The organism is Mycoplasma sp. 2248 (assembly GCF_034863245.1).
GTDB lineage: Bacteria > Bacillota_I > Bacilli_A > Mycoplasmatales > Metamycoplasmataceae > Mycoplasmopsis.
The window spans coordinates 102,328-120,168 of the sequence record NZ_JAYFFC010000002.1 but is presented as its reverse complement, the minus strand read 5'-3'; the positions used below and the strand labels follow the sequence as shown (position 1 = coordinate 120,168).

Here is a 17,841-nt window from a genome sequence, read left to right as displayed (position 1 = left end):
ACATAATCATTATTATGCCTTACATAACTTCCCCACAGCTTTCTAGCTGTGGTTTTTGTTTTAGAATTCACTGAATAAAGGCTGTAACTAGAGAAAAAATCCTTAATTTTTCACAAAATGTGAAAAAAATAAGAAAAAATTACATATTTATTACATAATATTTGAAAAATGTGCTTAAATTTAAGTAGATAAATTAATTTTCAGGAGATGATTATTATGAAAAAATTAAAAACTTTACTTATGAGTATTGCTGGATTATCAGCTATTGTGGCACCAGCCGTGGCAGTATCATGTAAAGATACTAAAAACCCAGAACAACCTGGTAACCCAAACACAGGTTCACCTGTGCAAGCTGACCCAGAAATTGCTGAATTAGATAGAATTGGTGAAAGATTAGTGGCTAAAGGAGCTGAATTATTCACATTCTTACCAGAAAAAAGACAAGATGTTATTGACAAATTAACAAAAGGTGAAGTAAGAAAAAGACAATTATTCTTCTCTAACTATGATGGTCAATTAGCGACAGGTGTTGGTAGAGATTACAATGTTTCACAACCTTCAGCAGAAATTAAGGCTATTAATACTGAAAAAGGAATTCAATACATTAAAAGTGGTTACATGATTGCTAATGATGTAAAACCTCAATACGAAAACAAACAAGGTATTCAAGGGGCAAGTGGATGACTTAACACAGTTTACAATGAATCACAAGGAACAGTTACAATTAAATTCAAAGTTGCTAAATTTGTTAATGATGCAACACCAGTTAAGAGCTCATCAAAAACATTCGAAGTTACATTAAATCTTCCAGCTGCTACTACAAATTAAACAAGTACACCAGCTCAATAATTTTTACATAGATTTTATACAACACTAAATCAATTAGATTAGTGTTGTTTTTTTATGCTTTCGCAAAAAGAAAAACACTCGTTCCTGTTCTTAATAGAACTAAAAATAAGTGTTTTCTTAATTGTGATAAAAAAGAAAATCTATTCACTAAGTAATTTTTCTTCAGCACTAATAATTGATAATGATTCTTGCAATATTTGATTTTCATCTTTATCATTTGTGTCTATGACATAGTACTTAAGGTTATATTTTGAAGCTATCTCTTTAAAGATTTTTAAATAGTTAGAATGTAAATTTTTAAAATATTCGTAATTAGAATCAAAATTCTTCACTTCTGATTCTCTATTTCTTGCAAACAATCTTTTCTTAAATGTTTCAAAATCTACATCCAAGAAAATTGCAAAATGTGGCATTTCATCTTCAGTTACTAACTTTTCAAACATAGCATCATAAGCCTGTAAATATTTTTCACTTTTTGCCGATAATATCAACTTAGCAAAAATATAATGTTCTAATGCAAATCTATCAACAAAAATGTGATCTTTTTTAATATTTGAATTTGATTGATTGTATTCATCTAATAATTTTGCAAACTTATCTGAATGATTTTCAGCTATATAAGATTGAAAACTAATTGTTAAATTTGGTTTATTTTCATACAATCAATTTAAGAAAGTGTTGAAAACATCATCGGATTCTTCAAACTCTCTTAATATTTTTGAAGTAGGAAACTCTTTTTGTAAGTTTTTAACTAACGAACTTTTTCCTGCAGCAATCATTCCACTTATACCTATAACCATAAATGCCTCACTTTAATAAATTTGGATAAAAAATCAACTCGATTAATTTAATGAGTTGAATTTACTTAAAATTATTATTACTATTTAACTAAATCTACATCATATAATGTATTAACTGATTTACACATTTTGTTAAGGGTTTTAAACTCTTGTTTAAACTCTTCTAACTGCATAAACTTTTCATAATCTAATCTTGTAGATCATCTTTCTAAAACAATTACTACTCCCTCAGGATCGACAGAATATTCGAATGATAAGTTTTCTTCTTTCATTCTTGTTTTTTTAGTTAATATAAATAAATAATCAATAAATCCTTTTAACTTTTCTGGATTTATTACATATCTTGATGCTTTGGCAAAAATCAAAATCGCCTCCTTAATAAGATCAAGTTATTTTTTTAAACGAGCAAAGAGCATATACTCATTCCCTTGATTAATATTATCAAATTTTTGATAATCTTCTATTAAATCAATAGAAAAACTATCAAAACCTAATGCAGTTGCTACTTCTTTTGTTTTATCTTTTAATACAACTGATAAATAAGTTGATACTGCATAAATACCATTCAGAAGTCTTACTAAAATTTGCTCTAATCTTGGTAAATCCTCTTTTAATTTTCAAGGTTCTGTTAAATCAACATATTTATTTAGGTCGCTTGATAAATTAATAGCAACTTTTAATGCTTTGTCAATTTCTAAATTGTCAAAGTGTTTTTTGTACTCGAAGATAGAATTTCTAATTTTTAAGTCTATGTCCAAGTCGTTTTGATCTTTTGATGACTTGTATTTTAAAGGACCTGAAAAACTATTTGATTTCATTTTTAAAGTTCTTGAAACTAAGTTTCCATAATTATTAATTAATTCAGAGTTAATCACATCAATAAATCTATCTTCATCTCAAACACCATCTTCTCCTAATGTGATTTGTGATGTTAAATAGTATTTAATCATTTCTTTATCGTATTTAGCTAATAAATCATATGGATCAACTACATTATTTTTTGATTTCGACATTTTTCCTGTTGGTGTAACTAATCAACCGTGCGCTTGAATTCTTGTAGGTTGTTTTAAGTTAAGTGCTTTAAGGAAAATAGGTCAATAAATCATATGGAATCTTGCGATTTCTTTACCAATTAAGTGAATAACTTCTGAGTCTTTGCTTGTTCAAAATTTCATAAACTCATCTGGTTGTTGTTTGTTTTTTACATCATACCCTAAAGCAGTTATATAGTTGCATAATGCATCTAATCAAACATAAAGTGTATGTGTTTGGTCTTCATCAATTTTGATACCTCAGTCAATGTTAGTTCTTGTAACTGATAAATCTTCTAGCCCTTTAAGTAAGAAATTACTTTTCATCTCATTGATGATTTTGTTAGGTGCTAAAAATTCTGGATTACCATCAATATACTCAACTAATCATTTTGCAAACTCATTCATTTTGAAGAAATATGAATCTTCTGAAACTAAAATTAGTTTGTGACCACTTGTCGGATGATAATATCCATCTTCTTTTTTAACTGCTTGTGTTTCTGTTAAAAACTCTTCATCTGAAACTGAGTATAAACCATTGTATTGTCCTTTATAAATAAAACCTTTTTCTAAGAAATAAGAGAAAATGTGTTTTACTGAATCTTTATGGAATTGTGATGATGTCCTTGAAAAGAAATCATATTCTATTCCAAAATCAACTCACATTTGTTTATATTTGGCAACTAAATTGTCAACAAATTCTTGTGGATTTACATTTTGCTCAGCGGCTTTTTGTTGAATTTTTAAACCGTGTTCATCACTACCTGTAAGCATTTTAACTTCATAACCAAGTAGTTTTTTATAGTTAGCTAAAACTCAAGCAACTGTAGTTGTATATAAGTGTCCGATGTGTAAATTTCCACTTGCATAATAAATAGGTGTTGTTATATAACTTGTTTTTTTATTCATCTTCTCCTCCACTTTTATAGGTCTATAAAGTTTTTTAATTTCAGGTAAATAATCGTGATTATTTTTATCGCTATTATCATGAAGATATAAGTTGGGTAAGAAATGAACGCCTCATCCTGTCTGATATCTTGCTTCAAGTAAAATAAATTTAGGTTTATCATCTATTCTAGGATAAATAAGTTGAACTCTTTTTGGCTCAAATTTATATTTTCTTAACAATTCAAAAGCATCAACCATTCTTTCAACAGGTAATACTAGTGATAAAAATCCTTTTTGTTCTATTATTTTAGAACAACCTAAAATTAATTGTTCTAAATTTAAATGAATTTCGTGCGTTGCAATTAGTTTTTCTTGTGAAATGTTATTTTTAACTTTTGTTTTATCATAAGGATAAAAAGGTGGATTACAGAAAATAATTTGATATTTCTTTTGTGCATTCTTTGTGTGCTGTTTGTAAAAATCATTAAAGTCTTGGTTAATAATATGAATTTGATTTTCCATATTATTAAGCTTCACATTTTCTTTCGCTAACTCTGCTGCTTTTTTCTGGATTTCAATTGCATCAATTTTTAATTTGTCATATCTAGAAGCAACAAAAATTGATAAAGCACCATTATTAGCACCAATTTCAAGTGCTCTAGTGCTTTTTTTATTTAAATAAATAAAATTACCAAGCATAATGGTATCAACTGAATAATTAAACATATCTTTATCTTGTTTAATTACTAATCCAGCATCAAAACCTAATGAATTTTCCTCTAAATTTCTATTTTTATTTTTCATTTTTATCCTTTAATAAATATTTTTAATTATATTAAATAAGTTATATAAAAGATAACTTTTCATTATAAAAGCGCATAGCTCTTTATTAGCTTTGCGCTATTGTTTTATTTTTGAAAATTTTTTCTTGATTTTGAAAAATTTTGCTTACTTTTAGAAGCTCTTTCAGCTTCTTCTTTTTGCTTTTTAGCCAATCAAGCTTCGTATAAATCAGCTAATACACAAGTAACTTTACCTTCGACTAAATCAACTTCTGTAACAACTACATCTACAAAATCACCAATTGTAAATTTTCTCTCTTTAGAAATCAATTTAGTTAAGTTTTCATTAGCTTCATATTCTCCATCGATCAATGTTGACTTGTGAACTAACCCACTAGCTTTAAAATCAAATTCGACAAAGAAACCAAAGTTAAGCACACTTAAAATTTGAGCTCTAAATGGTGAACCGATTTTATTTTTTAAGAATTCAGCAAACTTAAGATCATTAACATTTCTTTCAATTTGAACTGCTTTTTGTTCTGATTTAGTATTTAAATCACCAAATACAGGTAAGTTTAATCTAAACTCTTCAAGCTTTTCAGTTTGTTTATTAATAATAAAATCTCTAATTATTCTATGAATGATTAAATCTGGATATCTTCTAATCGGACTTGTAAAATGGCAATAATATTCACTTGCTAATCCAAAGTGCCCAATGTTTACATCTGAATAAATTGCTTTTTGCATTGAACGCAAGAACATTAATTTAATAAAATCATCATCTCTTTCAGCTTTAACTTTATTAACAAAATCTGCAAATATTTTAGGAGTAATTGAGTTTGCTTTAAGTTTTGATGCGTCTATTGAAACTGCTGCTAAAGAGTTTTGTAGTAATTGAATTTTATCTTCATCCGGTGCTTCGTGAACACGATATAAAACAGGTAACTTAGCATCAAAAAGATATTTAGCAACTGTTTCATTTGCTCTAACCATAAAGTCTTCAATTAAAACTTCGCTAAATCCACGTTTATTAATCACGATTTGTTCAACTCTACCATATTGATCAAGTTTAATTTTAGGTTCATCAATATCAAAATCAACATATCCTTCTTTGATCTTGTAATCATGAATAATTAAACTTAATTCTTTAGCTACATTAAGCATTTGTTTTAATTTAGCTACATTTTCTTGGTTTGGATGATCTTCATTAATTTCACCTGTATTATAGTATTTGTCAACTTGTTTGTATGTTAATCTAAATTTACTTTCAATAATACCTTGTGAAATATCTGCACTAACTGTATTTCCATTTTTATCAATTTCCATTTCGCAAGCCAAAACAAATCTTTTTACATTTGGATTAAGCGAACAAATTCCATTTGATAATTCAACAGGTAACATCGGAATGACTCTGTCGACTAAATAAATGCTTGTCCCTCTGCTTAAGGCTTCTTGGTTAATGAATGAACCTTCTTTGACATAGTGAGAAACATCAGCTATATAAACTCCCAGGAAATAATTTCCATTATCTAACTTTTTAACTGTGATTGCATCATCAAAATCTTTTGTATCATCACCATCGATTGTTACAATCATTTCATTTGTAAAATCACGTCTATTTGTTTGGTCTTCATTATCAATTGTTTCAGGAATTAATTTAATTTCATCTTCAGTATTTTCAGGGAAAGCTGATGGAACTTTAATTTGTTCTAAGTATGATTTAACAAAAACCATCGGGTCAGCTTCGTTTGTAATAACTCTTTCAACACTTATTGTTATGAATTTATCTTCGTAAGCTAAAACTTTAGCTAAAACTAAGTCATTTAATTTGTTTGGGACACTTGAAGGAATTAATTTAAATTTAACACTTTTAAATCTAGCATCAATAGGTGCAAATGATTTAACACCATTTTTTTCTTTTATAAATCCAACAAAACTTTCATTGTTTCTTTGAATAATCTGTGTAACTACACCATCTTTTAATTCTTCATCACCTTTTTGAAGTTTATAAACATTAACCTTAACTTCATCACCACTAATAGCTCCATTAAAATTAAAAGTTTTTACATAAACACTTTTTTTAGTTCCTTCTTCTTCGTTGATGTCATAATCAACAAATCCAAAGTTACCTTTTGTAGCAACTTTTAAAATTCCTGTAACTGTTTCTTCTAGTTCAGGTGAATAATATTCATCATTATTATTTCTAAAAACTAAATATTCAGATTGCAAATCTGAAATAGCTTTAGTTAAGTCTTTATTGTTTCTCAATGAAACTTTAAAATGTTTTGCAATGTCTAAAAATGACCTTGACTTATATTTTCTAATGTAATTTAATATTTCTTGTTTTTGCATACTTTTATTTTTTCAGTACTATTCTTAAAACAACTGAAGCAATAATTAAAATTGCTCCTAAAACTATCATTGAGTATTTTAAGAATTTCTTAACTCCTCTTTCTTTTGAATTTTTAAATAACTCCAAGTCTCCTGAACCAACTAACGCTCCTGAAAAACCATTTGAATCAGGTGACATTAATAATGAAACGAAGACAATTAGAATTCCAACCATTACCAATATAACTGTTAAAAATGTTGACATTATTACTCCCAATATTTACTTATTTAATATAAGTTAGATTAATATTTTAAATAATACCATAATATCTGTTTTTTGTGCTTTACTGATATAACTATATGCTAGATAAAAATGATTTTTTAATAATAAAAATAATAAAGTTTAATAAAATTAAAATAATTATGAAAAAACTAGTTAAAAAATTCTTATTACCAATGTCTGTTGGAATATCTGCTACATTACCAATTGTTGCACTTTCTTGCAACAATCAACAAAAAGAGGATCAAAATTTAAAATCATTTAAAGGTGACTACTTAAAAACAGCGAACGTTTTATTTAACAATATTGTTAATACAGCTCAAAAATGATTAAATATCATTGAAAATGATTCTGCAGCTAATGAAAGATTAAATAATTTCTTTAGTCAAAATGAAAATGCTAAAAACACGGTTATTTATGTTTTAAAATCAGATCCAGAATTATTTAAAAACAACATTGTCAACTCAAACTTAAAACAAATTGAACAAATTATTAATGGCGAAATTCAAAATACTTATAAATACTTTAATGAAGTTTCAAGAATCACATCAGCTATAAATCCACAGTTTCTTAACGGTATTCTTTCTGCATTTATTAGATTCATGCCTGAAAGTGAAGAAATTCAACAATCAATGAAATCTGACTTTAGTAAGTTAGTTGGATACTTATTTTATTCAAATGGTAAAGCTGAAATCATTAAAAATTACATTCTAATGAACGAGAGTGAAAATAGAGCTAATAAAATTAAATCATTGACAAATGATGCTACACTTAAAAACTCAGTTGATCAATATTTATTATCAAATCAAAATGTTATTGCTGAGTATAAAAAATTAAACGATGCACAAAACTATTCATATGATTCGATCACTTCATTATCTGAAGAGAAAATAAGAAAAATGTCTGATGAATATTTAAAATTCCAAAAACAATTTATGAGTTTTAGAGAGCAATTTAATGTTCCATATCTTGAATTAACACAACCAGAAAGTTCACTAAATAAACAATTTAACTCATTAATTGTTCCTAACTTTGCAAAAATGCCAAATATGAACGAAATTGGTAAACCTATTCTTGATGAAAATGGTAAGGAGACTTACAAAAACCAAGCGACAACATATGATAGTTTATTAGAGAAATACAAAAAAAACCAAGAAATTAAAGCTCTTATTGAAAAAATCAAAGCTAAAAACTTAAAAGAAAAAGTAACAATTGAAAATCCAAGTGTATTAAATGATCTTACAAATGGAAAAATGTTACCTTTATCAATTTCATTCACAACTAACTGAAATCAATCTTTCAAATTTGGTTCTGTAATTTATTCAAAAAACAAGCAAACAAATTCGTTTGATAAATTAAATCTTGAAGAAAAAATTACACAAGGTTCAAAATTAGTTTCATCAATGATTAATGATTGAAATGCAGATCATATTTTAAAATTATCACTACCTATTGAAATTATTAATTATTGAGGTGTTTTTAACCCTAATGAAGCTAATGCAAAGATAAATAAACAATCAAGCGATGAAGATATTAATGAATTAACAAAACTAACTGACTATATTACATTAGGATTTAACTCAGTTCAACCAATTGAATATAAGATTAAAGAAGAAAATAAAGACAACAACAAATACAATTTATTGCAAATTGGAGTTGTTAGAAATTCATTATTAGGTGGAAGACATTACAAAGATTTTTGAGACACATTCTTCTTAACTCCATCATATGAATACTTAATTGATAAAAATGCTGTTAGACTTTCTGAGCAAGGAGTTAATCTTAATGCTTCATTTGACTTATATATAACATTAAGTGATGAAATTTATGAAAACCAAATTAAACCATTAATTATTGACCAAATGTCTGATGAAGAACTTGCGAAAGTATCTGAATTAAAAGCTAAAATTTCAGCACTTGAAGATAAAGAAATTGCAATAACAGATGATGATAAGGCAATGATTTCTAAATTTGGTTATATGTATAGATTTAAAGATGTAACTGACGAAACATATCCGACTCAAGCTATTCCTGTTGATCAAATTCCACCTACACTATCTCAAAAATACTTAATTGATGCAATTGACAATTACATTAATGTATCAACAAAAGGTTCAGAATACATTTCTTCTTTAGAAAGTGAAATCTCAAATTACACATCTAGAATTGATACATACAAAAAAGAAGTAATTACACCTGCTGAAGAAAAACTTGCTGCGTCACAAGATGAAGAAGAGAAGAAAAAATTAAGAGAACAAATCGAGCTTTTTAAAGCTGAAGCAGATAAATTAGAAGAGCAAAAAGAAGAAGCAACAGCAAGATTAGATGCTGCTAAAGTAGAAAAAGAAAAATGAAATATTTTTAACACCGATAAAGTTGCATACTTCAAAAACAAATTAACCGAATTAACTGATCCAAAAATTGCTAACCCTAATAAAAATGCTGAGAGTGATCCTGAACAAATTTCAGATCCTGAAAACTCAATTAAATATAATAAAGAAGAGCTTGAAAAAGTTTATACAGCTTATGAAACAAGAAGAGCTCAAGAATTCAATAAATTAGTTATTGGATTCACATTTAAAGTAATTGATTAATTATGAAAACAAATCACATTTATAAAACTCTTTTAGAAAGAAATGCAAATTTGAATCTATTATCAAATGACGAATTTGAAAAATGTGTTCAAATAATTCTTTCTAGCCCACAATTAATTAACACATTTGACTGAATGGAACAAACTAATGGTGAACCAACATTAGTTTCAATGTTTGATAACATTTATCTTGTAGATTTGTCGACTCAGTCACCTAATAGAAGATCACTGTGCTATGATAGAACTGCGCTAATTAACAGAAAGAAGTTTGTACCTGAAAATGATGCTTTAAGTCTTGCGCATAGTTATTTTAGTGAACTGCTAACTGAGCAAGACTATAGATTTTTAAATACAATCAAACCACTAGATACTAAGACATCTTCGTGAATTCACACACCTAAAGAAATTCGAGATAAAGGTGGTGCGATATTTTGTGACAATAGATATGGTGCAGTATTTGTTTATCATAATAGTGCTGATTCATATTATTCTTCTAGAGGTTTTAGAGTTAAAGTTAAAATGATTTAACCTATGCACATAGATACAAAAGTAAGATATTTAATTTGATATCTTGCTTTTTCTTTTTAATTAGTTACTAAAAAAAGATAAAGAAAAAGCTACCAAAAAGGTAGCTAGTTAATGATTTATTAGAATTTATCTTGTGGTAAGTAAATTGAACCATCAATACTTTTAATATCTGAAATAGAGATAAATGCATCTTTGTCAACTTTACGAACATCTTTAATAATACGTAACACATGTCTGAATAATGCAACTGATGTAATAACATCAATATCTTTTCCTTCGTATCCACCTGTAGCTCTGAAAATTGTCATACCTGTAACAATTTTCTTGTCACTTGTGATGATTTCTTTAACTTTAGCAGCATTCTTTGTAAAGATTTGAACTCTAACAAGTTTAAATTTAGGGAATAATTTATCTAATACACCGATATAAACAACGTTTACTAAGAATGTAGCGATGAAGTTAGGTGAGAAGTAAAGTTCAGCGTGTCATACTTTTGCTTTCAATGCTTCTGCTTGTCTTGTGAATTCAATTACTTGTGAATCTGTTAATCCCATATCAGTTTTATTTTGAGCAACTAATGAAGGATCAACTTTTGATAAAAGAATTGAACCTGGTAATCAAGACCCAACTAAAACAGCGACAATCATAATTGCTATGTTCATATATCCACTAATTGAACCGAATGATTTTTGTTTTGCGTTTGCGTATCATTCTCCGATAACACCTGTAACACCAGCTGTTCCTCCAATGATTTGGATAATTGCAAATACGTAAGCTAATAATACTCCATAAACAATTGCATAAAGCATTAATGCTAACACACTACCTGATGAGTATGAGTCTCATAATAATGGAACTAATCCTGAAAGTGATTGGTAAGCTGTAGGTAAAGCAGCTTTAACAGCTTTGTTTGAGAAGTCCCCGATAATATATGTTGAACCAGCACCTGGGATCATTCCGATTCCGAATGAAACTAATGATGAAACAACTAAGAATAAAATTGTTAAGTTTGTAAATAATTTTCCGACTTTCTTATAACCGAAAATGAAAATAGGAATACTTAAAATAACATAAGCAACTCAGAAGACGAATTGGTCAATTAAGTTAAGCACTGTTCCATCAACTTGTCCAGCTATAGAAACTACTAAAATCTTTGCTCCAGCTTGTCCAAAAGCAGCTAAACCAAAGTTGTAAATACCAACGTTTTTAACAAAGAATACACCAATGATACCGAAGATAACTGCTGTAATGTTTGTTATTAAAATAATTTTTCAAAGCGGCATTTGTTGGTAGAAGTAATTTAATTTAAGACCAAAGTTAGACATTCTTGTTCTTTTGTATAAAGTGTTCTCTTTTTTAATGTGCACTTTTTCTAAGTTTTCAACTGTGTCTTGTCATTCAGAAGAATTTTGGTCTTTATGACTATTTGACTTTTTAAAAAGCATTTTGCTCCTTTCTTTAAAATTAAAAAATATGTTACCTATCAACAAGATAACTAAATTACTATTCTTATTCTATCACTTTTACAAATAAAGCGAAATTTTAAAAATACTAAATAAAAACCACATATTTTTAATATGTGGAAATTGGTCGCTTAAACGAAATGGTAGACCGTACAGGGTTCGAACCTGCGACCCACTGGTTAAGAGCCAGTTGCTCTACCGGCTGAGCTAACGATCCACTAATATTATAAAACTTTTTCAGAGTGATTTGATAGTCTCTAATTTAAATAATCTAATAAATTAAAATTAACTTTTACAGTAGTGCTCTAGGTTTAAAAGTTGAATTAGATTTCTCTAAATTAAAAATAAATAAAAAATTCCATACATTAATTTGTGTATGGAATAAATTTATATTAAGCGTTAGCTTGTTCTTCTCTTCATCTAGCTACTTCAGCAGCACAATCATCAATAACTTGTTCAACTAAATCAAGTGAGTCAATAATAGCACCTGAGGCTCTTTCGTGTCCTCCACCACCTCATTTAACGGCAACATTTCTAACAATTGGTCCATTTGATCTAAATTCAACTCTAACTTTTCCGTTTTCTTCTTCTGTGAATTGAACTCACATTGGGAATCCATCGATGTTAGCGATTGAATTTACTCTAATTGATTGTTGAGGTGTTTTACCAAATTCATTTGTTGTTTTTAAATCGTTTTGAATGTAAGCTACACCATCTCTTGTTTTTAATGTTGTCATTAATCAAGCACTGTATTTTAAGTCGTCTAATGTAACTTTAGCTAAATTTGAGTGGATAAAGTCTTGTTGTAATCCTGCTTCATATAATTTAGCAGCTAAATTTAATGTTCTAGCTGTAGTGTTATTGAATAAGAATCTTCCTGAGTCAGTGTTAATTCCTAAATATAAGAAGTTAGCAGCTTTTTGTGTGATTTTTCAGTTGTTCACAACTGCGATTTCTGTAATCATTTCATCAGCCGCAATATATGATGAATCAACTCATCTAATGCAATTTTCGCCTAAATCATCATCATTTGGGTGATGGTCGATTCTAATAACTTGAGCAAATAAGTCTTTGTCTAAAACTTCTCTATATTCAATTCTGTCTTTGAAGTTTGCATCTACAACAACTCCTAAAGCAGTTTTTAAAAATTCATCTGATGGAATTTCATCCATTTTGATATCTAAGAATGAGAATGAACCTTTTGAATCACCTATTGCATAAACTTTTTTATTTGGGAAGTTTGTTTCAAGTAATTCTTTTAATCCAAATTGTGAACCTAAACAGTCTCCATCTGGACGAATGTGGTGAAAAATAACGATGTTATCGTATTTTTCTAATTGTTCAGTAACTAATTTTAAATTACCAATGACCATAATTATTTAGCCTCTCACTCAACGATAGCTTGGTTTAAGTCAGCTAAAACGTCTTTAACTTGGTCTCAAGATTGAAGAGTAATTCCGGCAGCGTTATCGTGCCCTCCACCACCATATTTGTTAGCAACTAAGTTAACTAATGGTCCATTTGAACGTAATCTTCCTCTAACTGTTCCATCTTCAAGCTGAATGAATAATGCTCAACAAGAGTTGTCTTCAATATTAGCTAATTCATTTACGTATTGAGCAGCTTCGAATGAATCCATATCATATTTCTTTAATGTTTCTGCATCAATTTCGTAGTAAAGAACTCTTCCTTCTTTTTTGAATCCATTTAAAATGTGTCCAACAAATTTAAGTTGTTTGAATGTTCTTTTTGAAAGTTCTTTTAAGATGAATGATGGGTGGAATCCTGTTTCCATTAAGAATGCTACTAATTTGTGTGTTCTAGCTGATGTGTCAGGGTATAAAAATCTTCCTGAGTCTGTGTTGATTCCTAAGTAAATATGTGATGCAGCTTTTTGTGTAACTGTTCATCCTGAATCAAATGCGATTTGAGCAATCATTTCAGCAGCTGCAACATAGTGTTCATCGATTCAGTTGTAATCGTAATCGATGTCAGCTGAGTTAGGGTGATGATCAATTCTTAATTTAGCTGTTGTTTTGTTTTCATATAATAAGTTTGCACATTCAATTCTGTTTCCACTTGAAGCATCAACTACAATTCCTAATGAGTTTGTAAAGTCGATTTTTTCAATGTCATCAAAGTGGTAACCCATAAAATCAAATAAGTGTAAGTTATCCCCTACTGTGTAAACATTTTTGTTAGGGTAGTTTGTTCTAATTAATTCTGCAAGCCCAGCTTGTGAACCTAAACAGTCTCCATCTGGACGAATGTGGTGAAAAATAACAATATTGTCATATTTTTCAATAGCATCAATTGCTACTTTTGAATTTCCTATAACCATAATAATTTTCCTTTCTTAATAGTGATTTTTTTAATTTAAATTAAATATTTCTAAATTATATAGCATTTAATTTTTATTAACATAACTTTCAAGATACTCTCATAGGTCTTAAAATCTTTATTTTCATTATTCAAATTGTTAGATTAAAAAAAATAGATGCAATTTGATGTTGCATCGAAAATCTTAAGATGATTTTTCACTTAATTCACTAATTAATTTAAGTTTAATAACTGCTGTTTGTGGATTTTTTGATGAAAGTTGTTTTGTAATCATTGATTCAATTATCACTCCCATATATGGATAGTCCACGAAAATCTTATCAACATAAACACCTAAACTATCGTAAATTGATTGGTAACCAATGTCACTAATTCTAAAGTGTTTCGAAGCATACATGTTAATTGAAATAAATGAATCGTGAGTCGAACAAATAATATTTGAAACATTATTTGTATTTGCAAAAGCAATAATTTCTTTAACTTCTTCTTTATTTTTCTTAGCACTGATTGGATATCTCACATAAGTTATACTATATTCTGAACAAGCTTCTTTGAATCCTGAAATTCTTTGGAATTTTTGATAATCAGATAACTTTTGATCTTCTAAGAAAATAATTTTGTTTGAGTTTCTCGCTCTTGGGACTCTTCTAATAAATGATTTTGTAAGTTTGTAAAATGCTTCTCTATCATCTGGAACAACTCAAGAAACACCATCAACTTTATGTCCATAAACTAAGACAGCAACGTCCTTAATGGTTTTAAGGAAATCAAATAATTCTAGATTTTCTTCACTAAGAAATACGACGATTGATTTTGGTTTTCATAATAAAAGATATTTTAAAGTTTCAATATATTCATCAGCTGTTGGTACAGTGTAAAATGTAACAACTCTTCTATTATTTTTTGATGCACCAGCAATAATTCCTGAAATAATGTTTTGAATATAACTTTGACCATAAAGAGGGCAGATAACAAAAATCGAGCTTACTTGAACTTTATTAATTCTACTTCTTGGATTAGGAACATAATCATATTCCTTTATAATTTCTTCAATTTTTCTTCTGTTATCTTTAGAAACATAACCATCATTATAGAAACGACTAATCGTAGCGACTGAAACACCTGTAAGTTTTGAAATCTTTTGATATGTTATCGGTTTTCTTGAAACTCTTTTACCAAGTCTGCCAGGCATTTTTACTTCGATTGAGTCATCTAATATTTCTAACGCTTGCTCATGGTGGTTTTCTAAAATTCTAGGATCTAATTCTTCGCTAAACTGCCTTTTGCTCTTTTTATATTTATCATTAATCATATAATTTAGATTTGATTTCATATTTAAATTATATGAAATTCTAAAATTAATTATTTTATATAAAAAAACAAAAATTTCAAAGACTTTTTTGTGCTTTTTAAAACTTTTACACCTAGAGCACTATGGTAAAAGTTTGAAAATAGCATTTTTTATTAAGTTTTTTCATTGCAAAATATTGTTTTATAATTTTATAACTTTAATATTCAGCTACAAAGGAGTTATTTTACTATGAGTAAAAAAATCAGAACACGTTATGCACCAAGCCCAACAGGATACTTACACATCGGTGGAGCTAGAACAGCTTTATTTTGTTATTTATTTGCTAAACATTTTGATGGTGATTTTGTTTTCAGACTTGAGGACACAGACGTTAAACGTAATGTTCCAGGTGGTGAAGAATCACAATTAAATAACTTAGCTTGATTAGGAATTATTCCAGATGAATCTCCATTAAATCCAAATCCAAAATGTGGTAAATACAGACAAAGTCAAAAGTTAGATAGATACAATGAAGTTTTAAATGAACTTTTACAAAAAGGTCTCGCATATAAAGCTTACGACTCATCTGAAGAATTAGAAGCTCAAAAATTAGAATCAGATGCTAAAGGTATTCCAAGTTTTAGATACGACAAAAACTGATTAAAAATTTCTGACGAAGAAAAACAAAAAAGAGATGCTAATGGTGAATATTCATACCGTTTAGTGATGCCTAAAAATCACACTTTAGCTTGAGATGATATTGTTAGAGGTGAAATTTCATTCAACTCTGATGAAATAGCTGATTGAGTTATTTTTAAATCAGATGGGTATCCAACTTACAACTTCGCAGTAGTAGTTGATGACCACGATATGGAAATTTCACACATCTTACGTGGAGAAGAACACATCGGAAATACACCTAAACAACTTGTTTTATATGAATACTTAAATTGAGAAAAACCACAATTTGGACATATGACAATTATTACAAATATGGAAGGTAAAAAACTTTCAAAACGTGATCTTGAAACAAAACAATTTATCGAAGATTACAAAAATGAAGGATATATGCCTGAAGGTATTTTCAACTTCCTATCATTATTAGGATGAACAGCTGCTGATGCATCTGAATTAATGAGTAAAGAAGAAATCATTGCTAAATTTGATCCACAAAGATTATCTAAGTCACCTTCAAAATTTGATGTTTCAAAAATGGATTGATTCTCAAAACAATACTTAAAAAATACAGACAATCAAAAATTAATTGACTTAATGAATTTAGGAAACTCAAATTTAGATTCAGAATGATTAAATATTTTTGTTGACACATTTAAAGCTAGCTCTGTAACAGTTTCAGAATTAAAAACTCACTTAAATTCATATTTAAATCCTGAATACTCAAAAACTGAATTCAATGAAGCTGAATTAAATACAGTTAAAGAATTTGCAAATAACTTCAAAAAACTTGCAGCTGACGACTTTACAATCGCAAATATCCAAGAAGCAATTAATTTAACCTCTTCAAATTTAAATGTTAAAGGTAAAAACTTATTTATGCCAATTCGTCTTGCTGCAACAGGAATTGCTCACGGACCTGAATTAGCAAAAGCCGTTTGATTATTTGCAAAAGAATTAATTTTAGAAAGACTTAAAGAATATGAAAATTAATTTCAAATCAATTATTAAGGTTCCTACAAATGACGAACCTCAGGTTATTGAATTTTTAGCACAACTTGATTTATATAACAAAACTGAAGATGGTGTTATTGAACTTAAATTCAATGAACCTAAATACAATGAAACAAATAGAATTGACATTTCAGAAAATGAAGTTAATATTTACACAAACTTAACAACTGTATGTGTAAAGAAAAATGAAGAGGGCAATGCAAGCATTTCAGTAGTTGACCCTTCAACACAGAAAAAATTTGAAATTAATTTAAAAACTGTATGTAAAAACTTCTTCACATCAATTAATGAATTTAACTTTCAATATGACTTATTCACATACGAAAATGATGAAGTTTTAACATCAATTAATATGACATTAGAACTTTATGAATAATACAAAAAATACTTTTATGCCTTATGCACTTGCATAAAAATCACTACATATAATAAATACTATTAAAATAATATGGTATTATTTATATACAACGTTAATTATATTTAGAGGTAAGAGAAAGGAGTTGCGAAAGCAGCTCTTTCTATTTACATTTTTATAGGAGTAAAATGTTTGATGAAAAGATTTTAAAAGAGCAATTTTCTAAAGTTTTATCAGCAAAAATGGAACACGATCCTCTTTTAGGAAAAACACTAGAAGTGGTGGTTGATTATAGAAGTTTGGACGAAGTTAACAAACTTGGAAAAGAAATTTCTGCATTTTTAGAGACACAAAAATGATTTACTGATGATATAAATTTAGTAGTATTATCAAAAGGAACAGACCTTAAAATTTCAATGGAAATGTTAGATCAATACATTGAGAAATATATTGAAGTCAAAACTCAAAAAAGTTTTGAAGGACAAAATAATTTTGTAATTAAATTAACTGAAGTTCAGCCAGATTACATAGTTGGTAAATGAAATAAAAAAGGCCAAATTAGAACAATTAAATTAGATCTTTCTAATATAAACGAAATTGAAGAATATATTAAGTTTTAAC

At 28.0% G+C, this 17,841-nt stretch carries 15 protein-coding genes and 1 tRNA gene; 6 read left to right on the top strand and 10 right to left on the bottom strand.

Going from position 1 to position 17,841, the window contains the following annotated elements; all coding sequences use genetic code 4:
* Positions 1-216: 216 nt before the first annotated feature.
* Positions 217-828, top strand: coding sequence for a variable surface lipoprotein (locus tag VBM91_RS01105; RefSeq protein ID WP_323189003.1), 612 nt, complete (start codon positions 217-219; stop codon positions 826-828).
* Between the two features lie 161 nt (positions 829-989).
* On the opposite strand, the gene VBM91_RS01100 is transcribed toward VBM91_RS01105, so the two are convergent.
* From VBM91_RS01100 to secG, 5 genes are all read right to left on the bottom strand, one after another.
* Positions 990-1,649: a deoxynucleoside kinase gene (locus VBM91_RS01100; RefSeq protein WP_323189002.1), complete on the bottom strand. Its 660-nt coding sequence runs from the start codon at positions 1,647-1,649 to the stop codon at positions 990-992.
* An 80-nt stretch (positions 1,650-1,729) separates the two neighbouring features.
* On the bottom strand, positions 1,730-2,014 hold the full coding sequence (locus tag VBM91_RS01095; protein WP_323177608.1) for a putative quinol monooxygenase: 285 nt from the start codon (positions 2,012-2,014) through the stop codon (positions 1,730-1,732).
* 24 nt (positions 2,015-2,038) lie between these two features.
* Positions 2,039-4,372, bottom strand: coding sequence for a methionine--tRNA ligase (metG, locus tag VBM91_RS01090; RefSeq protein ID WP_323189001.1), 2,334 nt, complete (start codon positions 4,370-4,372; stop codon positions 2,039-2,041).
* A 104-nt stretch (positions 4,373-4,476) separates the two neighbouring features.
* Positions 4,477-6,702: a ribonuclease R gene (gene rnr, locus VBM91_RS01085; protein WP_323189000.1), complete on the bottom strand. Its 2,226-nt coding sequence runs from the start codon at positions 6,700-6,702 to the stop codon at positions 4,477-4,479.
* A gap of 4 nt (positions 6,703-6,706) precedes the next feature.
* Positions 6,707-6,946, bottom strand: a complete 240-nt coding sequence (secG, locus tag VBM91_RS01080) for a preprotein translocase subunit SecG (RefSeq protein ID WP_257089479.1) — start codon at positions 6,944-6,946, stop codon at positions 6,707-6,709.
* Between the two features lie 158 nt (positions 6,947-7,104).
* Here secG and VBM91_RS01075 point away from each other — a divergent pair, with 158 nt between their 5' ends.
* Positions 7,105-9,555 carry a hypothetical protein gene (locus VBM91_RS01075; RefSeq protein WP_323188999.1) on the top strand — a complete coding sequence of 817 codons (2,451 nt, stop codon included), beginning with the start codon at positions 7,105-7,107 and terminating at the stop codon, positions 9,553-9,555.
* A 2-nt stretch (positions 9,556-9,557) separates the two neighbouring features.
* Positions 9,558-10,082 (top strand): DUF4256 domain-containing protein, encoded by a 525-nt coding sequence (locus tag VBM91_RS01070; protein WP_323188998.1) that lies wholly within the window; start codon positions 9,558-9,560, stop codon positions 10,080-10,082.
* Positions 10,083-10,201: 119 nt separating this feature from the next.
* Here VBM91_RS01070 and VBM91_RS01065 read toward each other — a convergent pair whose 3' ends face one another.
* The 5 genes from VBM91_RS01065 to VBM91_RS01045 all read right to left on the bottom strand — a co-directional run bounded on the left by VBM91_RS01065 (position 10,202) and on the right by VBM91_RS01045 (position 15,218).
* Positions 10,202-11,527: a DUF2179 domain-containing protein gene (locus VBM91_RS01065; protein WP_323188997.1), complete on the bottom strand. Its 1,326-nt coding sequence runs from the start codon at positions 11,525-11,527 to the stop codon at positions 10,202-10,204.
* Positions 11,528-11,686: 159 nt separating this feature from the next.
* Positions 11,687-11,762: transfer RNA gene (locus VBM91_RS01060), tRNA-Lys, on the bottom strand.
* A 175-nt stretch (positions 11,763-11,937) separates the two neighbouring features.
* Complete coding sequence (locus VBM91_RS01055) at positions 11,938-12,918, bottom strand: bifunctional oligoribonuclease/PAP phosphatase NrnA (protein ID WP_323176605.1); 981 nt, start codon at positions 12,916-12,918, stop codon at positions 11,938-11,940.
* Positions 12,919-12,920: 2 nt separating this feature from the next.
* Positions 12,921-13,886, bottom strand: coding sequence for a bifunctional oligoribonuclease/PAP phosphatase NrnA (locus VBM91_RS01050; protein WP_323188996.1), 966 nt, complete (start codon positions 13,884-13,886; stop codon positions 12,921-12,923).
* A gap of 183 nt (positions 13,887-14,069) precedes the next feature.
* Positions 14,070-15,218 carry a LacI family DNA-binding transcriptional regulator gene (locus VBM91_RS01045; RefSeq protein ID WP_323188995.1) on the bottom strand — a complete coding sequence of 383 codons (1,149 nt, stop codon included), beginning with the start codon at positions 15,216-15,218 and terminating at the stop codon, positions 14,070-14,072.
* Between the two features lie 207 nt (positions 15,219-15,425).
* Here VBM91_RS01045 and gltX point away from each other — a divergent pair, with 207 nt between their 5' ends.
* From gltX to VBM91_RS01030, 3 genes are all read left to right on the top strand, one after another.
* Positions 15,426-16,844, top strand: a complete 1,419-nt coding sequence (gltX, locus tag VBM91_RS01040; RefSeq protein ID WP_323188994.1) for a glutamate--tRNA ligase — start codon at positions 15,426-15,428, stop codon at positions 16,842-16,844.
* Positions 16,834-17,241, top strand: a complete 408-nt coding sequence (locus VBM91_RS01035) for a hypothetical protein (protein WP_323177617.1) — start codon at positions 16,834-16,836, stop codon at positions 17,239-17,241. Before gltX ends, VBM91_RS01035 begins: the two co-directional genes overlap by 11 nt.
* A gap of 167 nt (positions 17,242-17,408) precedes the next feature.
* Complete coding sequence (locus tag VBM91_RS01030; protein WP_323188993.1) at positions 17,409-17,840, top strand: hypothetical protein; 432 nt, start codon at positions 17,409-17,411, stop codon at positions 17,838-17,840.
* Position 17,841: the final 1 nt, after the last annotated feature.